At 70.8% G+C, this 17,446-nt stretch carries 16 protein-coding genes and 1 pseudogene; 10 read left to right on the top strand and 7 right to left on the bottom strand.

Features of this window, described 5'->3' with window-relative positions; translation table 11 throughout:
* The 4 genes and pseudogenes from WH07_RS19860 to WH07_RS19875 all read left to right on the top strand — a co-directional run.
* On the top strand, positions 1–429 hold a 429-nt coding region (locus WH07_RS19860), incomplete at its 5' end, for an Asp23/Gls24 family envelope stress response protein (RefSeq protein WP_046501639.1).
* 111 nt (positions 430–540) lie between these two features.
* Positions 541–1,263 carry a TetR/AcrR family transcriptional regulator gene (locus tag WH07_RS19865; RefSeq protein ID WP_046501668.1) on the top strand — a complete coding sequence of 241 codons (723 nt, stop codon included), beginning with the start codon at positions 541–543 and terminating at the stop codon, positions 1,261–1,263.
* Between the two features lie 217 nt (positions 1,264–1,480).
* A pseudogene (locus WH07_RS19870) lies at positions 1,481–2,248 on the top strand (transcriptional regulator); the annotation flags it as partial.
* Between the two features lie 2 nt (positions 2,249–2,250).
* Positions 2,251–2,616 (top strand): hypothetical protein, encoded by a 366-nt coding sequence (locus WH07_RS19875; RefSeq protein ID WP_046501641.1) that lies wholly within the window; start codon positions 2,251–2,253, stop codon positions 2,614–2,616.
* A 76-nt stretch (positions 2,617–2,692) separates the two neighbouring features.
* Here the strand turns inward: WH07_RS19875 and WH07_RS39865 are convergent, their stop codons facing one another.
* On the bottom strand, positions 2,693–3,097 hold the full coding sequence (locus tag WH07_RS39865; protein WP_046501644.1) for a carboxypeptidase-like regulatory domain-containing protein: 405 nt from the start codon (positions 3,095–3,097) through the stop codon (positions 2,693–2,695).
* A 196-nt stretch (positions 3,098–3,293) separates the two neighbouring features.
* Between WH07_RS39865 and WH07_RS19885 the strand changes: the two genes are divergently transcribed.
* Positions 3,294–4,016: a response regulator transcription factor gene (locus WH07_RS19885; protein ID WP_046501646.1), complete on the top strand. Its 723-nt coding sequence runs from the start codon at positions 3,294–3,296 to the stop codon at positions 4,014–4,016.
* A 77-nt stretch (positions 4,017–4,093) separates the two neighbouring features.
* The gene (locus WH07_RS19890) at positions 4,094–5,629 is read left to right on the top strand and encodes a sensor histidine kinase (protein ID WP_046501673.1); all 1,536 of its coding nucleotides are present in this window, start codon (positions 4,094–4,096) and stop codon (positions 5,627–5,629) included.
* Positions 5,630–5,670: 41 nt separating this feature from the next.
* On the opposite strand, the gene WH07_RS19895 is transcribed toward WH07_RS19890, so the two are convergent.
* From WH07_RS19895 to WH07_RS41270, 3 genes are all read right to left on the bottom strand, one after another.
* Positions 5,671–7,221 carry an ABC transporter substrate-binding protein gene (locus WH07_RS19895; RefSeq protein WP_046501649.1) on the bottom strand — a complete coding sequence of 517 codons (1,551 nt, stop codon included), beginning with the start codon at positions 7,219–7,221 and terminating at the stop codon, positions 5,671–5,673.
* Between the two features lie 214 nt (positions 7,222–7,435).
* Positions 7,436–8,758 (bottom strand): metallophosphoesterase, encoded by a 1,323-nt coding sequence (locus WH07_RS19900; protein WP_046501651.1) that lies wholly within the window; start codon positions 8,756–8,758, stop codon positions 7,436–7,438.
* A 117-nt stretch (positions 8,759–8,875) separates the two neighbouring features.
* Positions 8,876–9,124, bottom strand: a complete 249-nt coding sequence (locus WH07_RS41270) for an SCO4848 family membrane protein (protein ID WP_046501654.1) — start codon at positions 9,122–9,124, stop codon at positions 8,876–8,878.
* A 226-nt stretch (positions 9,125–9,350) separates the two neighbouring features.
* Between WH07_RS41270 and WH07_RS19910 the strand changes: the two genes are divergently transcribed.
* Positions 9,351–10,652, top strand: coding sequence for a D-alanyl-D-alanine carboxypeptidase family protein (locus WH07_RS19910; RefSeq protein ID WP_046501656.1), 1,302 nt, complete (start codon positions 9,351–9,353; stop codon positions 10,650–10,652).
* On the opposite strand, the gene WH07_RS19915 is transcribed toward WH07_RS19910, so the two are convergent.
* Entirely contained in the window at positions 10,600–11,601 is a 1,002-nt protein-coding gene (locus tag WH07_RS19915; RefSeq protein ID WP_046501657.1) for a YihY/virulence factor BrkB family protein, read from the bottom strand. The two genes, WH07_RS19910 and WH07_RS19915, sit on opposite strands and share 53 nt — an antisense overlap.
* Positions 11,602–11,735: 134 nt before the next feature.
* On the opposite strand from WH07_RS19915, the gene WH07_RS19920 reads away from it, so the two are divergent.
* Together WH07_RS19920 and WH07_RS19925 are read left to right on the top strand one after the other, a co-directional pair.
* Complete coding sequence (locus tag WH07_RS19920) at positions 11,736–13,166, top strand: FAD-binding oxidoreductase (protein ID WP_079023377.1); 1,431 nt, start codon at positions 11,736–11,738, stop codon at positions 13,164–13,166.
* A gap of 95 nt (positions 13,167–13,261) precedes the next feature.
* Positions 13,262–14,017 carry a decaprenylphospho-beta-D-erythro-pentofuranosid-2-ulose 2-reductase gene (locus WH07_RS19925; RefSeq protein ID WP_046501661.1) on the top strand — a complete coding sequence of 252 codons (756 nt, stop codon included), beginning with the start codon at positions 13,262–13,264 and terminating at the stop codon, positions 14,015–14,017.
* A gap of 74 nt (positions 14,018–14,091) precedes the next feature.
* Here WH07_RS19925 and WH07_RS19930 read toward each other — a convergent pair whose 3' ends face one another.
* Together WH07_RS19930 and trpS are read right to left on the bottom strand one after the other, a co-directional pair.
* Complete coding sequence (locus tag WH07_RS19930) at positions 14,092–14,682, bottom strand: 2'-5' RNA ligase family protein (protein WP_046501663.1); 591 nt, start codon at positions 14,680–14,682, stop codon at positions 14,092–14,094.
* Positions 14,683–14,977: 295 nt separating this feature from the next.
* The gene (gene trpS, locus WH07_RS19935) at positions 14,978–16,054 is read right to left on the bottom strand and encodes a tryptophan--tRNA ligase (protein WP_408645874.1); all 1,077 of its coding nucleotides are present in this window, start codon (positions 16,052–16,054) and stop codon (positions 14,978–14,980) included.
* A gap of 202 nt (positions 16,055–16,256) precedes the next feature.
* On the opposite strand from trpS, the gene rocD reads away from it, so the two are divergent.
* A partial coding sequence (gene rocD / locus WH07_RS19940) for an ornithine--oxo-acid transaminase (protein ID WP_046501665.1) occupies positions 16,257–17,446 on the top strand: 1,190 nt, incomplete at its 3' end.

Here is a 17,446-nt window from a genome sequence, read left to right on the forward strand (position 1 = left end):
TGGCTACCCCGCCCCGGGGCCACCCCCGCGCCGGGCTACGGCTATCCGTCGGCCGCCCCGTACCCCGTACCGATGGGCGGCGGCGCTCCGCTGGTGTCGATAGGCGACATCACCGTGCTGAGCGACTCGATCGTGACCCCGTCGGGCACGCTGCCGCTGAAGGGCGCGGTGTGGAACGCCACGGACCTGTCCCGTACGGAGGAGAAGATCCCGGCGTACGCCATCGTGCTGGCGATCGTCTTCTTCCTCTTCTGCCTGATCGGTCTGCTCTTCCTGCTGATGAAGGAGAAGACGACGACGGGCTTCATCCAGGTCTCGGTGACCAGCGGCGGCAAGCACCACTCGACGATGATCCCGGCGACCAGCCCGTCCGCCTTCCAGATGGTCATGGGCCAGATCAACTACGCCCGTTCACTGAGCACCATGTGATGAGCGCCGGACGCGTTTGCGAGGTGCCCGCCGGATCGCATTAGGCTCGGGCGGGTGAAGGACGAGAACGCCGTGAAGGATCCGCAGCGGGACGGGAGGGCCGCCAAGGCGATCAGGACCGCCCGGTCCCCGGCCCCCAAGAGCGAACAGACCCGCACGCTCATCCTCGAAACCGCGCTGCGGCTCTTCCAGGAGCGCGGTTACGACAGGACGACGATGCGGGCCATCGCGCAGGACGCCGGGGTCTCCGTCGGGAACGCGTACTACTACTTCTCGTCCAAGGAACATCTCGTCCAGGGCTTCTACGACCGGATCGCCGCCGAACACCGGGTGGCGGTCCGGCCGGTCCTGGACCGGGAGACGGATCTCGAGGCGCGGATGGCCGGTGTGCTGAAGGTCTGGCTCGACATCGCCGCGCCGTACCACGAGTTCGCCGCTCAGTTCTTCAAGAACGCGGCGGATCCGGAGAGTCCGCTGAGCCCCTTCTCCCCGGAGTCGGAGCATGCCCGGGACGCGGCCATCGCCGTCCACCGCGAGGCGCTGGCCGGGTCCACGGCGAAGGTCGCCGACGAACTGACCGGCATACTCCCCGAGTTGATGTGGCTCTCGCAGATGGGCCTGGTCCTGTTCTGGGTCTTCGACCGCTCCGAGAACAGCGTCCGCAGCCGCCGCCTCGCCGAACGCGGCGCCCGTCTGACCTCCCGCGGCGTAGCGCTCTCCCGCTTCCGCGTGCTGCGTCCGCTCGTACGCGAAGTGCACGAGCTGTTCACGGACTTCCTGCCGGGCATGGCGGAGGCTGCGGCGTCCCGCGCGGCTTCGCCGAAGAACAATTGACCAGGCCGGATGTCACGTATATGCGTTGCTGCTCGGCGCGATCAGGCGATGGCCGGGGTTTTCGACAAGCAGTTCCGCTCAGACGCGCCTGCCCCATCGGCACACGTCGGTGTCCCAACGGTAGGCGTGAGCGTCAACGAGGAGCATTCCGCGGCCCGCCTCCGCGTCACTGCTGGGTTCACGGACGACAGGCGCTGCACGGGAGTTGTCGCTGACGGAGGCAAAGGCGCTCTGCGGCGCCGCCGGGGACATCTTTCAGCTCGCCGGTGAGCTGGCGTTCGATGACAACCGCTATACGGACGCGGCGGCTTCGTACCTGCTGGCCGCATCGGCCAGCAAAGAGGCCGGCTCGTACGACCTCTGGGCCTGCGCCCTCACCCGTCACGCCTACGTGGATGTGCACGAACGCCGCTACCAGGAAGCTGTGGGCATCCTGTCGGCCGCTGACCGAATCGCCCGGCGCGGAGACAGTTCGCTCTCGACGCGGCATTGGGTTGCCGCAGTACAGGCCGAGGCGTTCGCGGGACTCGGTGACCTGGCGGCATGTGAACGTGCGCTGGACGAAGCCGAGAAGGTCGTAGACCTGGCTGGATCCACGCAGAACAGGGGATGGCTCCGCTTCGACGGCTCACGCCTCGCGGAGGAACGTGGAGCGCGGTTTGTGCAGCTCGGCCGACTCGATCTCGCCGAACGGACCCTCCGGGGCGCTCTTGGCCAAGTAGCCCTCGCAGAAGGCCAGTCGTTTCGGCGGCGGGGTGTCGTCCTTGCCAATCTGGCCGCCGTCGGCGTCAAGCGCGAGGATCCGGAACAAGTCGTCGCCTATGGCCGCCAGGCACTTCATCTCGCGCAACAATCTTCCTCGGGCTATGTCGTCCGTAGACTCCAGGCTCTGCGCGCAGACTTCGGCGGTCTCGCACACGATGTCCGCGTTGCCGAGCTGGACGCCGAGATCGACGCGCTGAGCGCAACGCACCGAGAGGGGTAGGCATGTCGCAGACCGAGGGCGCGCGGCTGTTCCGTGAGACGTGGATCGCGGGGGTACGTGAACACTTTCCCGGCGAGCCCAAGCCCGGCTATGTGACGCCTTGGGAGGACACCCCGGAGTGGGAGCGTGAAGCAGCGAGTGCGGTCTACGAGCAGGTGCGTCAGTTCCTTGCCCTGAGCAGTGGCCACGCCTCACGCCTCACGCGCGAACAGAAGAGCCGCTTCGTCGCCACATGCTGGACGGCTCAGATGTTCAAGCACTTCGAGAATCCGAAGCCCGGTTACGTCGCGGACTGGCCCGACCTCCCGGACTGGCAGAAGGAGACGGACTCGGACATCTTCGAGGCCATCGAGAAGTCCCTGAGCTGATCCGGGCCCCACCGCTTGAAAGCGGGGGGCTGGTGCGTCTTGGGCGGCGGCGGCCACCGCCCGACCGACCGCGGCATCAGTTGACCGCGTCCACCGTCTCCTCCGTCAGGGTCAGGTCGTGGACCGTTGCCTCGGGGCCGATGGTGATGCGGTGCGTCCAGGGCTCGTAGCCGGGTGAGGTGGTCAGGAGCAGGTACGGGCCCGCTGCCGGGGCCGCGAGGATGTAGGAGCCGTCGGCCAGGGACTCCACCCGGTCGAGCTGGTGGCCGGCCGGGGTGAGCAGGGTGAGGGTCGCGGAGCCGACCGGTTCGCCCTCGGGCGACCGTACGAAACCGTGCACCACCGTCGCGTGGACCGGGCCGGTGGAAGGGCTCGGGGTGGGTTCGGACGCCTTCCCGCGTGGCTCCGTCGCGACGCGGGAAAGCCTCCTGTCCAGCCAGCCCGGCAGCCGTACCGCCCCCTTGCGTGCCCATGCCTCCACGGTCTCCGCCCCTCTCCCGGTCCCCCGGGTCCGTCCATCCGTTCCCCCGGACGGATCCCAGGATCGGCCGGGGGAAGGGCGCGGCGCGGGCCCCCGGGCCCGACTCACAGGGAACTCCCAAGCAGGGCCCCGGACCCGGGCCGGATGCGTTGCGGATACTGGGACCATGACGGATGGGGCCACGACGGACAGGAGCATGACGGACGGGGCCGTGCCGGACGGGGACTCGACGGCGGCGGCGACCGTGCTGGTCGTGGAGGACGAGCCGAGCATCGCGGACGTCCTCGCCATCGCCCTGCGCTACCACCGCTTCGAGGTGGTGTCCGCGTCGACCGTACGGGAGGCCGCGGAGGCGGTACGGCGCAGACGCCCCGACGCGGCGCTGCTCGATGTGATGCTGCCGGACGGCGACGGCCGCGAGATCGGGCGCCAACTGCGCGCGTCGCACCCCGAGACGGCGGTGGTCTTCCTGACCGCGCGGGACGCGCCCGCGGAGATCGTGGGCGGGCTGGCGCTGGGCGACGACTACATCACCAAGCCGTTCAATGTGGACGAGGTGATCGCCAGGATCCGGGCGGTGCTGCGCCGGACCCGGCCGGCCGACCGGCTGCCGGCCCGCCCGCCGCTGCGGTACGCGGATCTGGAGCTGGACGAGGCGACGTACACCGTACGCAGGGCGGGCCGGGCCGTGGACCTCACGCCCACCGAGTACGCGCTGCTGCGCTTCCTGGTGCGCAACGCCGGTTCGGTGGTGAGCAAGGAGGAACTGCTGCGGCATGTCTGGCGGTACGAACACGCCGCCGAGTCCACGGTCGTGGAGACGTACATCAGCTATCTGCGGCGCAAACTCGACCCGCTGGGACCGCCGTTGATCACCACCCGGCGCGGTGTGGGGTACGGCCTGGCGAGCCCGGCGTGACCGGCCCGCCCCGCCCGCGCCGTACGTACCGTCCGTACCGCCGGAACGGTACGTACCGGCGTCGGCCGCACCACCGGATCCGTGCCTGGCGCGCCGGCCGCGGGGACTCGCTGCGGACCCGGCTCACCCTCGTCAATGTGCTGCTGCTCGCGCTGGGCATCACCATCGCGACCGGTGTCAGCCTCTTCGGGCTGCGCCACTATCTCCTCGGCTCGATCGACGCCGAACTGACCGGCTCCCGCCAGGGGTTCCAGCGCACCGGGATCACCGTGAAGCAGATGGAGTCCCTGAGCGCGCTCGCGGCGGTACGGGACATCCTCGCGCCCGGTGCCTCGGGGGCGAGCACGCTGCCCAAGCCCGACACCGTCTTCGTGGCCGTCGACGGCTCGGGCCGGGTGCTGTCCCTCATCGGGATTCCGCCGAGCGAGCGCCAGCGGGCGCTGGCCGCGGCGGTCGAGGACCCGGTGGCCGCGGCCCGTCACGACACCGCACGCGATGTGGACGTGGACGGCGAGCCGTACCGGATGACGGCCGCGCAGCTCCGCGACGGCTCGGTGGTGCTCCTCGCGAAGTCCACCAAGACCGTGCACAAGAGCCTCCAGCGCGCGCTCAAGCTGGACCTGGCGTCCGGGACCCTGCTGCTGGTGCTGCTCGCGATGATCACCCTGATGGGTGCGAGCCGTACGCTGCGCCCGCTGGAGGACATGGTGGAGACCGCGTCCGCCATCGCCGAGGGCGATCTGACCCGGCGGACACCGGGCCGCCACGACAGTGTCGCGGAGACCGAACAGCTCCGCCTCGCGCTCAACTCCATGCTCCAGCAGGTCGAATCGGCGCATATGACGCGGGAGCGCAGCGCGGCCCAGCTGCGCCGGTTCGTCGCGGACGCCTCGCACGAGCTGCGCACCCCGCTGGCCGCGATCCGGGGCTATCTCCACCTCTACGACCGGGGGATGCTGCGCGGGGCGGCGGAGCGCGAGCGTGCCATGGCCCGGATGAACGCGGAGGCGGACCGGATGGGGCGGCTCGTCGACGAACTGCTGACCCTGGCCCGGCTGGACCAGCGGCCCGAACTGCGGCTGCGGCCGGTGGACCTGAGCAGGCTGGTGCGGGACGCGGCGGACGATCTGCGGGCGCAGCAGCCGGACCGTACGGTCGAGGTGGCGGCGAACGGCACGATGCTGGTCCGGGGCGACGAGTCCGGGCTGCGGCAGGTCATTGGGAATCTGCTGACGAACGTACGGGTGCACACTCCGGTGGCGGCGCCGGTGGCGGTGGAGCTGACCCGCTCGGAGGGCGGTGAGGTACGGCTGCGGATCGCGGACCGGGGTCCCGGCATGGAGGGCGCCGACGCGGACCGTATCTTCGACCGCTTCTTCCGTGTGACGGGCGGAAGCGGAGCGGGCGGAAGCCGTGCGGCGGGCGAGGGCGGTTCGGGCGCGGGCGGTGCGGGAGAAGGCACCGCCGGTACCGGAGGCAGCGGGCTCGGGATGTCCATCGTGCAGGCGGTGGTGGCCTCGCACGGTGGCGAGGTCGCGGTGGAGACCGCACCGGGCGCGGGCCTGGCGGTCACGGTGACGCTGCCGCTGCCGCGCTCGTCACCGCGACCGTAACCGTCGTAACCGCCGTGCGGTGCGGGCCCCGCAGCGCCGGGTCAGAGCCGGCCCAGCGCCCACAGCCGCCACAGCCCCGTACCGTCCGAGAGGTACTGCGAGCCCGTGATGTCCTCGGTGCTGAGGACGTAGTTCTTCTTCTGCCACAGCGGCAGCATCGGCACATCCTGCGCGACCACCCGCTGGAGCGTCTTGAAGTCCGCCGAGGCGCGGGCCCGTTCGTCGTACCGCTGCGTGGACTCGATCAACTGGTCGACGCGCTCGCTGGAGTAGCCGTTGTGCAGGGTCGAGTCGCGGCCGACCAGCGGCTGCACGAAGTTGTCGGGGTCCGGGAAGTCCGGCAGCCAGCTCACGCAGTACGCGTCGAACTGCCCGGCGGAGTAGCCCTTCTGGAACGCCGTCCACTCGCGCTCGACGGTCCTCACCCGGAACAGCCCGGTGGCTTCGAGCTGTCTGCGCAGCTCCGCCGCCTCCTGCGCGGCCGACCCGCCCTGCGCGTACGCGAGCGTGAACTGTACGGGCGTCTCCACCCCCGCGTCCGAGAGGAGCTTCTTCGCCCGCTCGCGGTCCGGCTGCGGGTAGGAGTCAAAGAAGGGAGTGGTGTGCGAGGTGATGCCCTGCGGGATCAGCGAGTAGAGCGGATCGACGGTCGATTCGTAGACGTCGCTGGCGATCCCGGCCCGGTCGACGACCGCGGCGACGGCCCTGCGTACCGCGGTGCCGGCCATCGGCGACCCGTCGCGCACATTGAAGACGAGATTGCGGATCGCGGCGCTCTCGGCCTCGTTGACCCGGATGCCGTCCTGGCCCGCGTCCAGTCCCGCGATCAGCTCCGGCGGGAGCTGACGGTGTGTCACATCGACGCTGCGCGCCTTCCAGGCCGCGGCCAGATCGTCCGAGGTCTTGAAGTAGCGGACATCGACCGGCCCTCCGGTCTCGACCGCGCCCCGGTACGCGGGGTTGGGCACGAGATGCGCCCGCGCGCCGGGAGTGTACGACGTGAGGAGGTACGGGCCCGAGCCGTCGGCCTCGTCGCCCTGGCGCAGCGAAGTCGCCGGATAGCGGGTGCGGTCGACGATGGAACCGGCTCCGGTGGCGACCTTCAGCGGGAAGGTCGCGTCCCGCGAACCGAGGTTGAAGGTGACGGTCTGGCCCTGCGCCACCACCGACTTGAGGGTGGTGAACAGGGACTGCGGACCGACGTCCGCCTTGATCGCCAGCACCCGGTCGAAGGAGAACTTCACATCCGCGCCGGTGACCTTGCGCCCGCTCGGGAAGCGGAGATCGTCCCGTACCTCGCAGCGGTAGGCGCGCAGTTCCGTACCGACGAAGTCGCAGGTGCGCGCGGCGTCGGGAACGGGCGTGATGGAACTGGGTTTGAACGTGAGGAGGGACTGGTAGACATTGCTGAACAGTGCCCAGGAGCCCGCGTCGTAGGCGCCCGCCGGATCGAGCGATGTGACGACGTCCGTCGTCCCGACCGTGATCGGTATCCGCTCGGCCCGGTCTGACGGGAGCAGCTGCCAGCCGCCCACCCCGGCAGCCGCCAGCACCAGACAAATGACCAGTATCCGCAGACGTACAGTCCGCATGCCGCGCCCCTCTGCCACGCCCACCCCTGACCGTGATGGCGCTCACCCAACCACAAGCGAAAGACCTGTGGAAGGGAAATACCGGCTCTCGCGGGCAACAGTCGGATTACCGCCATGTAAGCCGGAAAAAGGGGCATGGGACGAGACCATGACCGGCCTCTTCCCATGCCCCTTCTGTGCTACGGGTGCTGGTGTTCGGTGCTGCTGGAGTGCGTTACGCCTGGAGCGAGGCGAGCTGTACGAGGGTGATGTCGGAGGGGGCGCCGACGCGGACCGGCGGGCCCCAGGCGCCCGCGCCGCGCGTGACATAGAGCTGGGTGTCGCCGTACCGCTCCAGGCCCGCCACGGTCGGATTGGCCAGCTCCGCCAGGTAGTTGCCGGGCCAGAGCTGGCCGCCGTGGGTGTGTCCGGAGAGCTGGAGGTCGACACCCTGGCGTACGGCGTCGTCGATGACGACGGGCTGGTGCGCGAGGAGCACGGAGGTTCTCGTCCGGTCGCGGTCGCCGAGCGCCTTGGCGAAGTCGGGGCCCGAGCCCTCGCTCTCCCCGGCGACATCGTTGACCCCGGCGAGATCGAAGCCGGGGATCTCCACGCGCTCGTTCTCCAGGGGCCGCAGCCCCAGTTCGCGTACGTGGTCGACCCAGGCGGCGGCGCCCGAGAAGTACTCGTGGTTGCCGGTGACGAAGAACGCGCCGTGCGGTGCCTCCAGGCCGGCGAGCGGCTCGGCGGCGGGCCCGAGATCCTCGACGCTGCCGTCGACCAGGTCGCCGACGACGGCGATCAGATCGGGCCGGGCGGAGTTGATCGTGTCGACGATGCGCTGGGTGTGGGCGCGGCCCAGGATCGGGCCGAGATGGATGTCGCTGACGACGGCGACACGGAAACCGTGCGCGGACCGCGGCAGTTTCGCGAGCGGTACGGTGACCCGCTTGAGGCGGGGGCCGCGCAGGACGCCATAGGTGCCGTAGCCGGTCGTGGCGAGGGCGGCGGTCGCGGCGGCGCCGCCGACGATCCGGGAGACGAAGAGCCTGCGGGAGGGGGCGGTGGCGGCGGGCCGGGGAGCCGGACCGTCCGCGTCGGTACCGCCCTCGGCCAGGGAGCCGCCGGTGGTGGCGGGAGATGCCGTACGGGCCGCCGCGCCCGCGGTGACCAGCGGCTGTGCCGACTCGGCGGTCTCGGAAGTCGCGGCGGTCCCGGGCTCGGCCGCCGCGCGGTCCCCGCGGTCCGTCAGCCGGCGGACCAGCGGCCGTACCGCCTCACCCACCAGCAGGGCCAGCACCAGATAGAGCAGCAGCGCGAGCCACAAGTAGCCGGGCCATGCCACGATCTGCTGAAGGCGGAACGGAGTCCCGGACCGTCCCACGGCCACCGCGGCGAAGGACAGCAACGGCAGTACGACAATGGCCGCGGTGCCGAGTACGCGAGCCGTACCGCGCCCCTCCGTCGTGTCGCGCACCAGGCGCCGCCACACGTACCAGTGCGCCGCGACGACCAGCGCGACGGCGGCGAGCACCCCCAGAACGACCACGACGACCACGAACGGTCCCCCTATCCCTGTCTGTATCTGTTGTGCGGTCTGTCCGACCCGGTTGTCCGGCCTCGTAGCCGGGCCGGCTCGTACGGCCGGTTCAGCCGGCCGGCTTGTCCGGCCGGTTCATTCGGCCGGTTCGCGCCTCAGCGCGCGTACACCACGGAACCCGATCGCGCCCACGGCCGTCCCCAGGAGGAAGGACACGATGGCGAGCAGCAAGTGCACCCAGAAATACCCCGTGGGATCACCGGCGTCATCGAACGCCAGTCCACTCCCGTCCTGCCACAGGTTCTTGACGAAAGTGATCCAGATGAACCAGCTCCACACCCCGAACGCGAGCAGGAACCAGGAGACGGGGCGGCTGAGCTTCATGGATTCAGTATCGCCGCCGCCCGCCGGCGGGCGGCGGCGGGGTACTGAGGCCGCCGCGAATTCCACCGCGAAATCCGAACGCCTGTCGCCCATACCTTCCGATGGTCCGCCGGACATACGGTCGGACCGCAGCGCGCCGCGAAAGGTTGAGCCGGTCCGGCGGAGGGGGCGGCGGTTCACCCCGCCGGTGTCGGAAGCATTGTCGACTCCCTGTACGTTTTCGAACGTGTCTGCTCTGAAAAAGACCGCGCTGACGGTCACCGCTGCCGCGTTGTTGCCGCTTCTGACCGCCGCGCCGGCGTCCGCGACCAGAAAGGCCGAAGGGCCGGACTCCGAGCCACGGCCGCCCGCCAAGATGTCCACCGTCGGCGGGGCCAGACTCGGCAAGGCGGGCACCCAGGTGGATCTCGGCAAGGGGGCCCCGGTGCTGCCCAAGAAGCTGAGCGGCCGGTCCTGGATCGTCGCGGACGCGGAGACCGGCGACGTACTGGCCTCGCACAACGCCCACTGGCGGCTGGCTCCGGCCTCGACCCTCAAGATGCTCTTCGCGGACACCCTGCTGCCCAAGCTCCCCAAGAACGAATCGCACAAGGTGAAACCGGCCGAGCTGGAGCCGGTCGGCGAGGGCAGCAGCCTGGTCGGGGTCAAGGAGAATCTCAGCTACACCGTCCACGATCTGTGGCTGGGGGTGTTCCTGCGCTCCGGGAACGACGCGGTCCATGTGCTCGCGGCCATGAACGACGGGGTCAAGAAGACCGTCAAGGACATGCAGGCGCACGCCGACGAGCTCCAGGCACTCGACACACATGTCGTCTCACCGGACGGCTACGACGAGCCGGGCCAGGTCTCCAGCGCGTACGACCTCACCCTGATCGCCCGCTCCGGGCTCCAGAAGAAGGACTTCCGCGAGTACGCGGCGACCGCGACGGCCAAGTTCCCCGGCGAGCCGATCAAGCCGCCCGAGCCGGAGAAGGGTGAGAAGCCGAAGAAGGCCGTGAAGCCCCAGAAGGGCCTGCCCAAGCGGGAGTTCTTCGAGATCCAGAACACCAACCGGCTGCTGACCGGCGCCCCCGGCATCGCCCCGTACAAGGGCATCGCGGGCGTGAAGAACGGCAACACCACCCACGCGGGCGCGACCTTCACCGGTGTCGCCGAGCGGAACGGCAAGGTACTGCTGGTGACGGTCATGAACCCGTCCTCGCACGAGGGCCAGGCGGTCTACCAGGAGACGACCCGGCTGCTGGACTGGGGCTTCGCGGCGGTCGGCAAGGTGAAGCCGGTCGGTGTGCTGGTGCCGCCGAAGTCGGCCGCGACGAACGCCTCGCCGAGCCCGACCGCGGTCGGCGTAGGCAAGGGCGGCAAGACGGGACCCACCCCGCTCGCCGCCGCCAACAGCGGGAGTTCGGGAGGCATAGGAACCGCGCTCGCGGTCTCCGGCGGGGCGCTGGTCCTGCTGGCGGGCGGAGTGTACGTGGTCAACCGGCGCTGGCCGCTCCCCGATCTCGCACGGCGGCGTCCGCGCGAGTAGCACCGGCGCAGCGGTCGCCGGCCGAGGCGCCCAGGCCTCCCGTACCACCGTCGCCGCCGTCTCCGGCCGGTTCGCGGGCCAGTGGCTCCCGGTCCGGGGTCGCCGTCCAGGCGGCGCAGAACAGCAGCAGTTTCGCCGTGAAGTTGATCCACAGCAGCAGCGCCACCGGCACCCCGAACGCGCCGTACACGCTCTTCGCCGCCACCCCTCGGATATAGCCGCCGATCAGCAGCTTGAGCAGTTCGAAGCCGACGGCGCCGATGAGCGCGGCGACGAGGAGCCGGTGGCGGGGCGGCTGCACCTGGGGCAGCAGCGTCAGGACGTACAGCAGGATCAGGAAGTCGGCCGCGACCGCCACCAGCAGCGCGGCGGTCTGGAGCACCACTCCGCCCGCGCCGCCCTCGGGGATGCCCAGCCTGGCGGCGGTCCAGCCGATGGCCGTGGAGCCGAAGGTGGAGGCGCCGAGCGAGCCGAGGCCGACGGCGCCGAGACCGAGCAGCACCACCGCGTCCTTGGCCTTGAGGACGACCGGATTGCCCTCGTCGGCCTTGTCCAGCTCCCAGACGGCCCGCAGGCACTCCCGCATCGAACCGATCCAGCCGATCCCGGTGAGGAGCAGCAGCGCGGCGGCGACCACCCCGACCGTCCCGGCGTTGGCCACCAGACCGCTGATGTCGAGCTGGCCGGAGATCCCGGGGACCTGCTCCTCCAGGCTCGCCCTGAGCCGGTCGAGCTGACTCCGGCTCAGCAGCGCGGCACCGATCGCCGCGGCCACCGTGATCAGCGGGAAGAGCGCCACAAAGCTGGTGAAGGTGATGGCCGCGGCCAGCCGTGCCCAGCGGACCCGGTCGAGCGTCTCGTACGACCGCCACAGATGCGTCCGTACCAGCCGGTCCACCAGCGGGGCGGCCAGCGGACCGATCACCGGGATTTTCTTGAGCCAGTCCATGGTGGACACCTACCCCGGGATCGGTGAAGGAGCGCCGGGCGCCCGCGGCCACCCATTCATACGGGCCACCCATTCACAGGGGCACGGGATGAAAGGTGACAAAGAATGGCGTACAGGGCGATACGGTCACCCTCATGCCTGCCGACACCGGCACCGCGGCCGACGCGGTGCGCGATCCGTACGACCCGCACGACCCGTACGACCCCTATGTCTCGCTGACCGGCTGGGGCCGGACCGCGCCGACGACGGCCCTGCTGGTGCGCCCCCGTTCGTACGAGGAGACCGCCGAGGCCGTACGGGGTGCGGGGCCCCGCGGTTCCATCGCCCGCGGTCTCGGCCGGGCGTACGGCGACGCGGCGCAGAACGCGGGCGGCTCCGTGCTCGACATGACCGCCCTGGACCGGATCCACGCGATCGACGCGGACGGCGGTGTGGTCGCGTGCGACGCGGGGGTGAGCCTGCACCGGCTGATGGAGGTGCTCGTCCCGCTCGGCTGGTTCGTACCGGTGACGCCCGGGACCCGGTACGTCACGGTCGGCGGGGCGATCGGCGGCGACATCCACGGCGGGAACCACCAGGTGTCGGGGTCCTTCGCCCGCCATGTGCTGTCGCTGGAACTGCTGACCGCCGATGGCGAGATCCGTACGGTCCTGCCCGGCACCCCGCTGTTCGACGCGACCGCGGGCGGTCTCGGGCTGACCGGGGTGGTCCTGTCGGCGACCGTACGGCTGCACCCGGTCGCGACCTCGCTGATGACCGTGGACACCGAGCGGGCCGGGGACCTGGACGATCTGCTGGCCCGGCTGACCGCGGCCAACCCGGCGACCGGCCGCCCGTACCGCTATGCCGTCGCCCGGATCGATCTGCTGGCGCGCGGGAGTGCGCTGGGGCGCTCGGTCCTGATGCGCGCGGAACACGCGCCGCTGGAAGCGCTCGAAGCACTCCCGGCGCGCGCCCGGCGCCGGCCGCTCGCCTTCCGCCCTGCCCGGCTCCCCGCCACGCCCGCCCACCTCCCGTCGGGGCTGCTGGGCCGCGCGGCGGTCGGGCTCCTCAACGGGGTCTGGTACCGCGGGGCTCCCCGGCGGCGGACCGGTGAACTGCAACGCCTCTCCGCCTTCTTCCATCCGCTGGACGGGGTGCCGCGCTGGAACCGGGTCTACGGACGGCAGGGCTTCGTCCAGTACCAGTTCGTCGTCGGCGACGGGCAGGAGGAGGCGCTGCGCCGGATCGTGGAGCGGGTGGCGCGCCGCGGCTTCCCGTCCTTCCTCGCCGTACTGAAACGGTTCGGTGAGGCGGACCCGGGGTGGCTGTCGTTCCCGGCGGCCGGCTGGGCACTGGCCCTGGATCTGCCCGCGGGGCTGACCGGTGCGGGGTCGTTCCTGGACGAGCTGGACGAGGACGTCGCGGCGGCCGGCGGGCGGGTCAATCTCGCGAAGGACGCGCGGCTGCGGCCGGAACTGCTGGCAGCGATGTACCCGAAGCTGGCCGAGTTCCGGGCGCTGCGGGCCGCGCTGGACCCGGGTGCCGTGTTCACCTCGGACCTGTCGCGCCGGCTGGATCTGTAGCGCGGCCCTGTCCGTACGTTCCCGCCCGCGCGTCCCTGTCCGAACCAGGCCCCGCCCGCGTGCCCACTGCCCCACCCTTCCAAGGAGCGATCACCATGAAGGACGCCTTCGGCATCCCGCAGTCCCTGCTCATCCTCGGCGGCACCTCGGAGATCGGGCTCGCCACCGCGCGCCGGCTGATCGCCCGCCGTACCCGTACGGTCTGGCTGGCCGGCCGCCCCTCCCCCGCCCTGGACACCGCCGCCGACCGGCTGCGGACCCTGGGCGCGGAGGTCCGTACCGTCCCCTTCGACGCCCTGGACCCCGGCTCGCACGCCGAGGTCCTCGGCAAGGTCTTCACGGAGGGCGACATCGACATGGTGCTGCTCGCCTTCGGGATCCTGGGCGACCAGGCGCACGACGAGGCGGATCCGCCCGCGGCGGTGCGCGTCGCGCAGACCAATTACACCGGGGCGGTCTCGGCCGGACTGGTGTGCGCGGGCGCGTTGCAGATCCAGGGGCACGGCTCGCTGGTGGTGCTGTCGTCGGTGGCCGGCGAGCGCGCCCGCCGTACGGACTTCATCTACGGGTCGAGCAAGGCGGGCCTGGACGCCTTCGCCCAGGGGCTGGGGGACGCCATGCTGGGCACGGGTGTGCAGGTCATGATCGTACGGCCGGGCTTCGTACGGTCACCGAGGACGGCCGGGCGGCCGGAAACCCCGCTGGCCACCACCCCCGAGGCGGTGGCGGCCGCGATCGAACTGGGGCTGCGGCGGCGCTCGGAGACGGTGTGGGTGCCGGGGGCGCTGCGGCCGGTGATGTCGGCGCTGCGGCATCTTCCGCGCCCGGTGTTCCGCAGGCTGCCGGTCTGAGGTCGGTAAGGCCGCGAGGCCCATGGGGGCTCCGGGGCCCGTGGGACTCCGAGGTCCGTAAGCGTCAAGCAGGCTCAGGGGCTCAGCGAGGCGGGCCGGTCGGCGGGGGTGATCTGGCAGGGCACGTCCGAGCCGTCGTCGTCGCCCCCGAACATGTACTCGTGCAGCTTCCGCCACACCCCGTCCGTGCCCTGTTCGTACAGCGCGAAGGATGTGCAGCTCCAGGCCGCCGCGTACTCCGACAGCTCCTCGTACGCCCGGTCCATCGCCTCCTCGGCGATGCCGTGCGCCACCGTCACATGCGGGTGGTACGGGAACTGGAGCTCGCGGACGAGCGGGCCCGAGCTGTCCCTGACCCGTTTCTGGAGCCAGGCGCAGGCCGCCGCGCCCTCCACGACCTGGATGTAGACGACCGGGGAGAGCGGCCGGAACGTACCCGTACCGGACAGGCGCATCGGGAAGGGGCGGCCCGCCGACGCGACCGAGGCGAGATGCGCCTCGATCGCCGGGAGCGCCGAGGAGTCGACCTCGGTGGGCGGCAGCAGGGTGACATGGGTGGGGATGCCGTGCGCGGCGGGATCACCGAAGCCCGCACGCCGCTCCTGGATCAGGCTGCCGTACGGCTCCGGGACCGCGATCGAAACGCCGAGCGTTACGGTCCCCACGTCGTTCTCCTCAATCCGTGTGTCGTCCGTGTCGGATGGGTCAGTCGGGTCTGGTGGTGATGTGGCGGATGGCTCGGGCGGGGCCGGCGGCGAGGTGCCGGGGCGGTGATCCGGTGGGGCCGCCGCCGTCCGCCAGTGTGACGGTCGCACCGGCCGACTGGCCAGCGCTCGCCCCCGCGCCTACGCCGACCGACGGACGGAGCCGCCGTCCGTGCGAAGCGTGCGAAGGCGGGGTGCCGCCGGGGTCCGGACCCGGCGCCCGCCGGCGTCCGGACCGGGCGCCGGGCAGGCCGTCTCAGTGCTTGGCGGGCAGGAAACCGACTCTGTCGTACGCCTGCGCGAGGGTCTCGGCGGCCACGGCCCGGGCCTTCTCCGCGCCCTCGGCCAGGATCGAGTCCAGCGTCTCCGGATCGTCCAGATACTCCTGGGTGCGGGTCCTGAACGGGGTGACGAAGTCGACCATGACATCCGCCAGGTCCGTCTTCAGCGCGCCGTAACCCTTGCCGGCGTACTTCTCCTCCAGCTCCGCGACGGACGTGTCCGTGAGGGTGGAGTAGATCGTGAGCAGATTGCTGACGCCCGGCTTGGCCTCGGTGTCGAAGCGGATCTCCGTGCCGGTGTCGGTGACCGCGCTCTTGATCTTCTTCGCGGTGGTCTTCGGCTCGTCCAGCAGATTGACCAGGCCCTTGGGCGTGGACGCCGACTTGCTCATCTTGATCGCCGGGTCCTGGAGGTCGTAGATCTTGGCGACCTCCTTGACGATGTACGGCGCCGGGACCGTGAACGTCGGTCCGAAGCGCGCGTTGAACCGCTCGGCGAGATCGCGGGTCAGCTCGACGTGCTGGCGCTGGTCCTCGCCGACCGGCACGGCGTCGGCCTGGTAGAGCAGGATGTCCGCGACCTGGAGGATCGGGTACGTGAAGAGGCCGACCGTGGCACGGTCCGCGCCCTGCTTGGCCGACTTGTCCTTGAACTGCGTCATCCGGGAGGCCTCGCCGAAGCCGGTGATGCAGTTCATCACCCAGGCGAGCTGGGCGTGTTCGGGGACATGGCTCTGGATGAAGAGCGTGCAGCGCCGCGGATCCAGGCCGGCGGCGAGAAGCTGGGCGGCGGCGAGACGCGTATTGGCACGCAGCTCGGCGGGATCCTGGGGCACCGTGATCGCGTGCAGGTCCACGACCATGTAGAACGCGTCGTGAGTGTCCTGCAGCGCCACATACTGGCGCACCGCACCGAGGTAGTTCCCGAGATGGAACGAGCCGGCGGTGGGCTGGATTCCGGAGAGCGCTCGGAGATGAGGGCTCGGCGCGGAGCACCGCGTCTGAGGGCGGTGGTGGGTGACGGGTGGGCTTTCTGAGGCCATGTCCACCATTCTCTCAGGTGTGACCGACAGCTCGGGAACGGATCTCCGGGGCGCCGGGATTCCGGGCGGCGGGCGGACATCTCGACGTAGGGCCTGTTCAGCCGGGGCACGCCGGGAGCAAGGTTTCTTCATCCACCCTGTGAGCGACGATAGAAAGTGGGGCATCGCCCCGCCCACGCCGGACAACTTGTCCTGACCGATCGGAGAGTCCGTGTCGACAACGGAGAGCGCCATCGCCTCGGCGGAGGCCCACAGTGCGCACAACTACCACCCGCTGCCCGTCGTCGTCGCCTCGGCGGACGGCGCGTGGATGACGGATGTCGAGGGGCGGCGTTTCCTCGACATGCTCGCCGGCTATTCGGCGCTCAACTTCGGCCACGGCAACAGAAGGCTGATCGATGCTGCCAAGGCGCAGTTGGAGCGGGTGACCCTGACGTCCCGGGCGTTCCACCACGACCGGTTCGCGGAGTTCTGTACGCGGCTCGCCGAGCTGTGCGGCATGGAGATGGTGCTGCCCATGAACACCGGGGCGGAGGCCGTGGAGACCGCCGTGAAGACCGCCAGGAAATGGGGGTACCGGGTCAAGGGCGTACCGGACGGGATGGCCAAGATCATCGTCGCGGCCGACAACTTCCACGGGCGTACGACCACGATCGTCAGCTTCTCCACGGACAGCGAGGCACGCGCCGACTACGGACCGTACACGCCCGGCTTCGAGATCGTGCCGTACGGGGATCTCACCGCGCTGGACGCGGCGATGACCGAGAACACCGTGGCCGTGCTGCTGGAGCCGATCCAGGGCGAGGCCGGGGTACTGGTCCCGCCGGCCGGGTATCTCGCGGGGGTACGGGAGATGACCCGGGCGCGCGACGTGCTGTTCATCGCGGACGAGATCCAGTCGGGCCTCGGCAGGACCGGCAGGACCTTCGCGTGCGAGCACGAGGGCGTCGTCCCGGACATGTACATCCTCGGCAAGGCGCTGGGCGGCGGGGTGGTGCCGGTGTCGGCCGTGGTGTCCTCGGCGGCGGTGCTCGGGGTGTACCGCCCGGGCGAGCACGGTTCGACCTTCGGCGGCAATCCGCTGGCCTGCGCGGTGGCGCTGGAGGTGATCGCGATGCTGCGGACCGGTGAGTTCCAGCAGCGCGCGGCGGAGCTGGGCGACCATCTCCACCATGAGCTGGGGCTGCTGGTGGGCGGCGGTGCCGTGGAGGCGGTACGGGGACGCGGGCTGTGGGCCGGGGTGGACATCGTGCCGTCGCGGGGGACGGGCCGGGAGATCTCGGAGCGGCTGATGGACCGGGGGGTGCTGGTGAAGGACACGCACGGCTCGACGATCCGGATCGCTCCGCCGCTGGTGATCAGCAAGGAGGACCTGGACTGGGGGCTGGACCAGTTGCGGGC

It is taken from the genome of Streptomyces odonnellii (genome assembly GCF_000981895.1).
GTDB classification, from domain to species: domain Bacteria; phylum Actinomycetota; class Actinomycetes; order Streptomycetales; family Streptomycetaceae; genus Streptomyces; species Streptomyces odonnellii.